Raw genomic sequence first — 6199 nt, 5'->3', positions numbered from 1 at the left:
TCGGGAAATGGCTTTTATTGCCACGGCGGAAACCCCCGACGGCGGCCGTGAAACCCTGGGGGTGGTGCGTGGGGTTAGCGATCTCGATAACCGCAAGGCGGAGTTTGCTATCATCGTGCTTTCTCAGATCAAGGAAAAAGGCCTGGGGCGCCGTCTGCTGGTCAAGATGATCAACTATCTTAAGGAACGGGGTATTCAGGAACTGGTGGCGGAGGTGTTGATCGAGAATCAGCGCATGCTGGCCCTGGCCCGCAGCCTGGGTTTTAAACAGCGCCGTTCCCTTGAGGGGGGCATTGTCAGAATCAGTCTGGATCTGCAGACTTCGGGCGCGGGCCGCACCGAGAACGCCGGATAGAACCCCGCTGATTTTGTGATCGCAGGATTCCCGCCCTTAAAAATTTTCGCTTGCATAATTGTTGTGGTTGAGGCTGCTTTCGCCCCGTTTTTTACCGGTCCCGTTTTTCGGACAACCTTCTCAGATCTTGTCGGGGCGTACTTTTCGGCGACGTTCCCGATAGCCCATGGCCAGGCCGCAGACGGCTAGTCCCCAGGCCGGAACTCTCAGAAACCAGTGGGCTCGAATGCCCAGCAGGCGACTTTCCGGCCAGCGCAGGCGCAGTCCCATGGCCAGCATCAGCAGAAAAAAAGCGCCCGCCGCCAGCAGCAGGGCAAGCTTGCGGCGTCTGTGCCAGAGACCGGCAAAAACCAGGCTATGGATCATAAAAACCAGCAGGATGGATTTAAGCAGCCAGTCGGGCATGAATTTTCACGAGAGAAAAATTTTACAGGCGATAATCGCCCCGATCACCCCGGCGAGGTCGGCGAGCAGGCCGGCGGCCAGGGTGTGACGAACCTTCTTGATCTGGACCGCGCCGAAATAGACTGCCATTACATAGAAGGTGGTTTCCGTGGAACCCTGGAGCGTGGAAACCAGGTAACCGGTATAGCTGTCCGGGCCGATCGCCGGATTATTGATGGTGGCCGCCAGAATGCCGTAGGCGCCCGAGCCCGACAACGGGCGCAGCAGGGCCATCGGCAGGGCCTCGGCCGGTAAACCCAGGGCGGCGGTACAGGGGCCGATGGTCGTGGTCATGAGTTCCATGACGCCGCTGCCGCGCAGCATGCCGATGGCGACCATGATGGCGACCAGGTAAGGGATGATTTTCATCGCGACCTGAAAACCTTCGCGGGCGCCGTTGACAAACGCCTCGTAAACCGCAACCTTGCGGATGACGCCAAAGCTCAAGACGGCAACCATCAGGACGGGGACAATCCCGCCTGAAAGCTGTTGCCCGTAAAGCACCATCAGAAAGATCAGGGCGGCAAAGCCGCCGTAACCGAGGCATAATTTCAGCATCGTCCAGCGTTGTGTGGCGGAAGCTTCGTGCTGGCTTGTAGAGCGGGTTGGCGGAGCTGGGTTTTCCTTTCTGCGGCTGAAACGGGCCAGGAGCTTGGCGCTGATAATCGCCACCGTGGTGGAAAGGATAGTGGCGCAGAGAGTGGTCGGCAGGATGCCGGCGGCATTGCCGGAGCCCGCCGCCGCCCGCAGGGCGATCACTCCGGTCGGCAGCAGGGTGATACTGGACGTGTTGATGGCCAGAAACAGGGCCATGGCGTCGGTGGCGGTTCCCGGTTCCTGGTTCAGGGTGTCAAACTCCTGCATCGCTTTGATTCCGAATGGGGTGGCGGCATTGCCGAGGCCCAGTAGATTCGCGGCCAGATTCATGACCATGGCCCCCATGGCCGGATGCTCAGCCGGAACTTCGGGAAACAGTCGATAAAGCAGGGGGCGAATGGCGCGGGCTGCGATTTTCAGCAGGCCGCCTTCCTCGGCGATTTTCATCAGGCCGAGAAACAGTGCCATGACCCCGATCAGGCCCAGGGCCAGTTGTACGGCCTCGCCGGCACTGGTGATGATGGCGCCGGTCAGGGCCTCAAGCGGAGGCTGAACCCCTACGGTCGCCGTCCCGTTCAGCTGACGCCAGCCCGCAACCAGAAAGGACAGCGTGATAAACAGAAAAAAGAGAAGGTTCAAAGGGAATCAGACCAGATTTTCCTGAACCAGGCGGGCAAAATGGGCGAAAGAGCGGTCGTAGGTTTTTTCCGCGCCGGCGGGGAAACAGCAGCCCGGCAGCTGGCGATTTTTCAGATGATAGCGCAGGCAGTCGCAACACAGACCTTTACGGGAACAGGGCTCGTAGCTGCAATTGCAGTCTTCCAGGTTAAGTTTTTGTTTACAATCCATGCCGGTTTCTCCCTGAGGTTGGGGCGGTTTTTCAGGTCTGATCCTGAGAATTCATTAATTCAGGCTCCGCTTCTGCCTAAAAGCATACCGGGGCTCGTCCGTCAACCATTATTTTTATCTGCCCGGACACAAGGTTATTGCTTTAAAGGTGTTTGTTTTTATGCTATAGCGCATTCATGACAACTAACCACGAAAGTGATTTCCTGGTTCTGGGTAGTGGTATCGCGGGGCTTTTCTTTGCTTTGCAAGTCGCTGATCTGGGACGGGTGCATATCATCACAAAAAAGAAAATTTCTGATACCAATACCAATCTTGCTCAAGGCGGAATTGCGACGGTACTCGACAACAGTGATTCCTTCGCCGATCACCTCGAGGATACGATGCGGGCCGGAGCCGGCCTGGGTCACCGGGAGATTGTCGATTTGGTGGTGCGTCAGGGTCCGGTCTGTCTGCGCAGGCTGATCGACATGGGGGTTTCCTTCAGTCGGGATGCGGCTTCGGCGACCGGTTATGACCTGGCCCGGGAGGGCGGACATTCCTGCCGTCGGATTCTTCACGTCGCCGACTGGACCGGACGGGAGATCGAGGAGGTACTGATCGCCCGCTGCCGGGAGCATCGCAATATCGTTATCTGGGAGGATATGGCGGCCATCGATCTGCTGACCGCCCATAAATGGCTGGGCGCCAGCCACCGGGATGATTACTGTTGGGGAACCTATGCCCTTGAGCGCAAGAGCGGCAGGGTTCACACCTTCGTCGCCGGTGCTACCTTGCTGGCTTCCGGCGGAGCCGGCAAGGTCTATCTCTACACGACCAATCCCGATATCGCCACCGGTGACGGCGTGGCCATGGCGCAACGGGCCGGAGTCCGCATCGCCAATATGGAGTTTTTTCAGTTTCATCCCACCTGTCTCTATCATCCCCAGGTCAAGAATTTCCTGATTTCCGAAGCCGTTCGCGGGGAAGGCGCGATTCTCAAACTCAAGGATGGTACGCCTTTCATGGTCCGCCATGACGAACGCGGGGAGCTCGCGCCCCGGGATGTTGTCGCCCGGGCCATCGACTATGAAATGAAGAAGGGGGGGGATGACTGTGTTTTTCTGGATATCAGTTTTAAACCGGCTTCTTTTGTTCGTGAACGTTTTCCCCTGATCTATTCGACCTGTTTGAAACTAGGTCTGGATATCACTCAGGAGCCCATTCCGGTGGTTCCGGCGGCGCATTATCTCTGTGGAGGGGTTCAGGTTGACGAATATGGCCGCAGTTCGTTGCCCGGACTTTATGCCTCCGGCGAGGTTGCCTGCACCGGTCTGCACGGGGCCAATCGGCTGGCCAGCAATTCTCTGCTCGAGGCAGTGGTTTTCAGTTCCCGGGCTGCGGCCGACGTACAGGTGGCGCGACGCGCCCGCGGCAGTCTGCCGACGTTTCCGGTTTGGCGTTACACGCATAAAGACGATCCCGACGAAAAGGTTGTCATCACCCAGAACTGGGATGAGATTCGCCGTTTCATGTGGAATTATGTCGGGATTGTACGTTCTCATAAACGCCTGCTGCGCGCCAAGCGGCGCATTGATTTTCTCGCTCATGAGCTGCATGAATTTTATTGGGATCAGGCCCTGTCCGTGGATCTACTGGAACTGCGCAATATTGCCGTGGTTGCCGATCTAATTATTACTTCGGCCCTGTATCGCAAAGAGAGCCGCGGTCTGCACTGCAATATTGATTATCCTGAGCTGGACAGCGATAACTGGCTGGTGGATACCGTGATTGAAAACGGCCAGTGTTACAGTCGGAAGATTGGTTTATGAAAAAATCGCATGGCGTGATTAGCTTGGCTGAGATTGATTTCGCGGATCGCTCTTTTCCGTTTTCCTGGGGCCCCGTTCCGGCCGTACTGGCGGAGTCGATAACCGCAGTCGGCGTTCTGCAGCCTCCTTTGCTGATGGAAGGAAAAAACGGTTTCAGAATCGTTTGCGGGCGGCGGCGCCTGGAATACCTGCGCGAGCGAACGGAGGCGACTTCCGTGCTGGTCATGGCGATGGCCGATAACTGTGCCGAAGCGGAGCTTTTTCGTCTGGCCTTGTGGGATAACCGAGCGATTCGGGAGTTTAATCTGGTTGAAACGGCGGATATCTATCTTGCTGCGGAAAAGCTTTTCCCGGCGGCCCGGCTGGAGGGGGAGATTATGCCGGCCCTGGCTCTGCCCCGGCGTCCGCGATTTATAAAACGCTGCCGGATTATTGCCTCTTTTCCCGAAGGCTTACGTGCTCTGACGGCGGCCGGCGCGGTTGACGGCGAGACGGTCGATCTGTTGGGAGAATGGTCGCCGGAGGCCTGTCAGGCCTTGCTGGAACTGGTCGCGGTCAGTGGTCTGCGGCGCAATAAACTGCGGGAAGTGGTTGGTCGCATCGATGATCTGTCCCGGCGTGATGGCTGTGCTCCGACGCAGCCGCTGGCGGCAGCCGTCAAGGTGGCTCAGGTTCCGGAGACGGAAAGGGTCGACGGCGAGGTTCTGCGGGATTATCTCAAGTGTGCTCTTTATCCTAATCTGACCCAGGCACGCCGTGACTTTGCCGCGCGGCTTGAAAAGCTATCCTGGCCGGCCCGGTTGCAGCTGGAGCCGCCTCCCGATTTCGAGGGGGGAGATTATCGTCTGAGTTTTACCTTTAACGGGGTCCGGGAGTGGCAGGACGCCTTGCAGAAGCTGACCGTCCTGACCGGGGAAAATGTGAATGAAATCTGTCGTCGACCCTGAAGCCAAATACGCACGCTCACTGCTTCGACCGACAACCCTTTTGATTGAAGAAGAGATCTTTGACCTGCCCTTGACTCAAGCTATTCGCGGTCGTCTTCCTCAGGCCGAGGTGGTTGTCGTCGAGCGTCCCGATGCCGAAAAACTGCAGCATTTAAGTCGGCGTTTCAGCCCGTTGAGTACTTTGCTGCTGGCCCGTCATCGCGGTCGCTTTCTCAAGGCCTGCCCGGGGACGGACGAGAGTTACCGTTGTTGTCTCTACCAGATTCTGCATCTGGGCCTGGGTTGTAATATCGGCTGCAGCTATTGTGTCCTGCAGGGCTATCTCAATAATCCTTTCATCACCCAGTTTGTCAATTTGGAGGAGGCCTTTGCCGAGCTCGATCGCGAGCTTGAGCGGCCCGGGGTTTTCTATCGTATCGGCACCGGGGAATTTACTGATAGCCTCTTCATGGACCCCCTGACCGGGCTCGCGCCCCGGCTGCTCGATTATTTCGGATCTTGTCGGCACGCCGTCCTCGAACTCAAAACCAAAAGTGTGGCGATCGCCTCTCTGCTTGATTATCCGGGTGAGATCGGGGAAACCATTGTTTCCTGGAGTCTCAATGCGCCCAGCGTCAGTGCTCGGGAGGAGGGGCATGCGGCGAGTCTGACCGAACGTCTGCAGGCGGCCGCCCGTTGTCGTCGGCGTGGCTATCGCATCGGCCTCCATTTTGACCCCCTGTTTGATTTTCAGGGCTGGCAGGACGAGTATCGCCGGACCGTGGCCTTGATTTTTGAGCATTTGGGGGGCGACGATATTATCTGGATTTCAATCGGTGCCTTTCGGTTCATGCCTAAGGTCCGAGATGAATTGCGTTGGAACCATCCCCGCAGCAATATCACCGCCGGTGAATTTATTCGTGGTCGGGATGGCAAACAGCGTTATTTCAGTGCCATTCGTCGCCGGCTCTATCGTTTTCTGGTCGATGAAATCAAAAGCTACGCGCCCGAGGTTTTCATCTACTTCTGCATGGAGGATCAGTATCTCTGGCAGGATACCTTCGGCTACGCACCGGCCGACAATCAGGAATTGAGTCACTGGCTGGACCGGTGCTGTGTTCGTTATCGGGAGCCGGCCGCCGGAGCTTCGTAGTGGGCCGCGTCTGCGACGGCCGGTCTGGCAAAATCCCCGAGACCGAGCGAACCCCTAACTGAAAACC

7 protein-coding genes are annotated in these 6199 nt (G+C 57.5%); 4 read left to right on the top strand and 3 right to left on the bottom strand.

What is annotated here, in order from left to right:
- The coding region (locus ENN66_09620) for a GNAT family N-acetyltransferase (GenBank protein ID HDS16843.1) at positions 1-355 on the top strand (355 nt) is incomplete at its 5' end.
- 120 nt (positions 356-475) lie between these two features.
- Here the strand turns inward: ENN66_09620 and ENN66_09615 are convergent.
- The 3 genes from ENN66_09615 to ENN66_09605 are packed head-to-tail and all read right to left on the bottom strand — an operon-like array spanning position 476 to position 2245.
- Positions 476-760, bottom strand: a complete 285-nt coding sequence (locus ENN66_09615; protein ID HDS16842.1) for a hypothetical protein — start codon at positions 758-760, stop codon at positions 476-478.
- Between the two features lie 6 nt (positions 761-766).
- On the bottom strand, positions 767-2035 hold the full coding sequence (locus ENN66_09610) for a spore maturation protein (protein HDS16841.1): 1269 nt from the start codon (positions 2033-2035) through the stop codon (positions 767-769).
- 6 nt (positions 2036-2041) lie between these two features.
- A complete protein-coding gene (locus ENN66_09605; protein HDS16840.1) occupies positions 2042-2245 on the bottom strand; it encodes a cytosolic protein in 204 nt (67 codons plus the stop codon).
- 176 nt (positions 2246-2421) lie between these two features.
- Between ENN66_09605 and ENN66_09600 the strand changes: the two genes are divergently transcribed.
- Genes ENN66_09600 through ENN66_09590 form a run of 3 tightly spaced genes read left to right on the top strand, consistent with a single transcriptional unit; the run spans position 2422 to position 6132 of the window.
- The gene (locus tag ENN66_09600) at positions 2422-4053 is read left to right on the top strand and encodes an L-aspartate oxidase (GenBank protein HDS16839.1); all 1632 of its coding nucleotides are present in this window, start codon (positions 2422-2424) and stop codon (positions 4051-4053) included.
- Positions 4050-5000: a hypothetical protein gene (locus ENN66_09595; GenBank protein HDS16838.1), complete on the top strand. Its 951-nt coding sequence runs from the start codon at positions 4050-4052 to the stop codon at positions 4998-5000. The genes ENN66_09600 and ENN66_09595 overlap by 4 nt, the downstream gene beginning before the upstream one ends.
- On the top strand, positions 4978-6132 hold the full coding sequence (locus tag ENN66_09590; GenBank protein HDS16837.1) for a DNA photolyase: 1155 nt from the start codon (positions 4978-4980) through the stop codon (positions 6130-6132). The genes ENN66_09595 and ENN66_09590 overlap by 23 nt, the downstream gene beginning before the upstream one ends.
- Positions 6133-6199 lie beyond the last annotated feature (67 nt).

It is taken from the genome of Pseudomonadota bacterium, from assembly GCA_011049115.1.
Classification (GTDB): domain Bacteria; phylum Desulfobacterota; class Anaeroferrophillalia; order Anaeroferrophillales; family Tharpellaceae; genus DSCM01.
The sequence above is the reverse complement of the archived record's forward strand: the minus strand, read 5'-3'. Positions and strand labels throughout refer to the sequence as shown.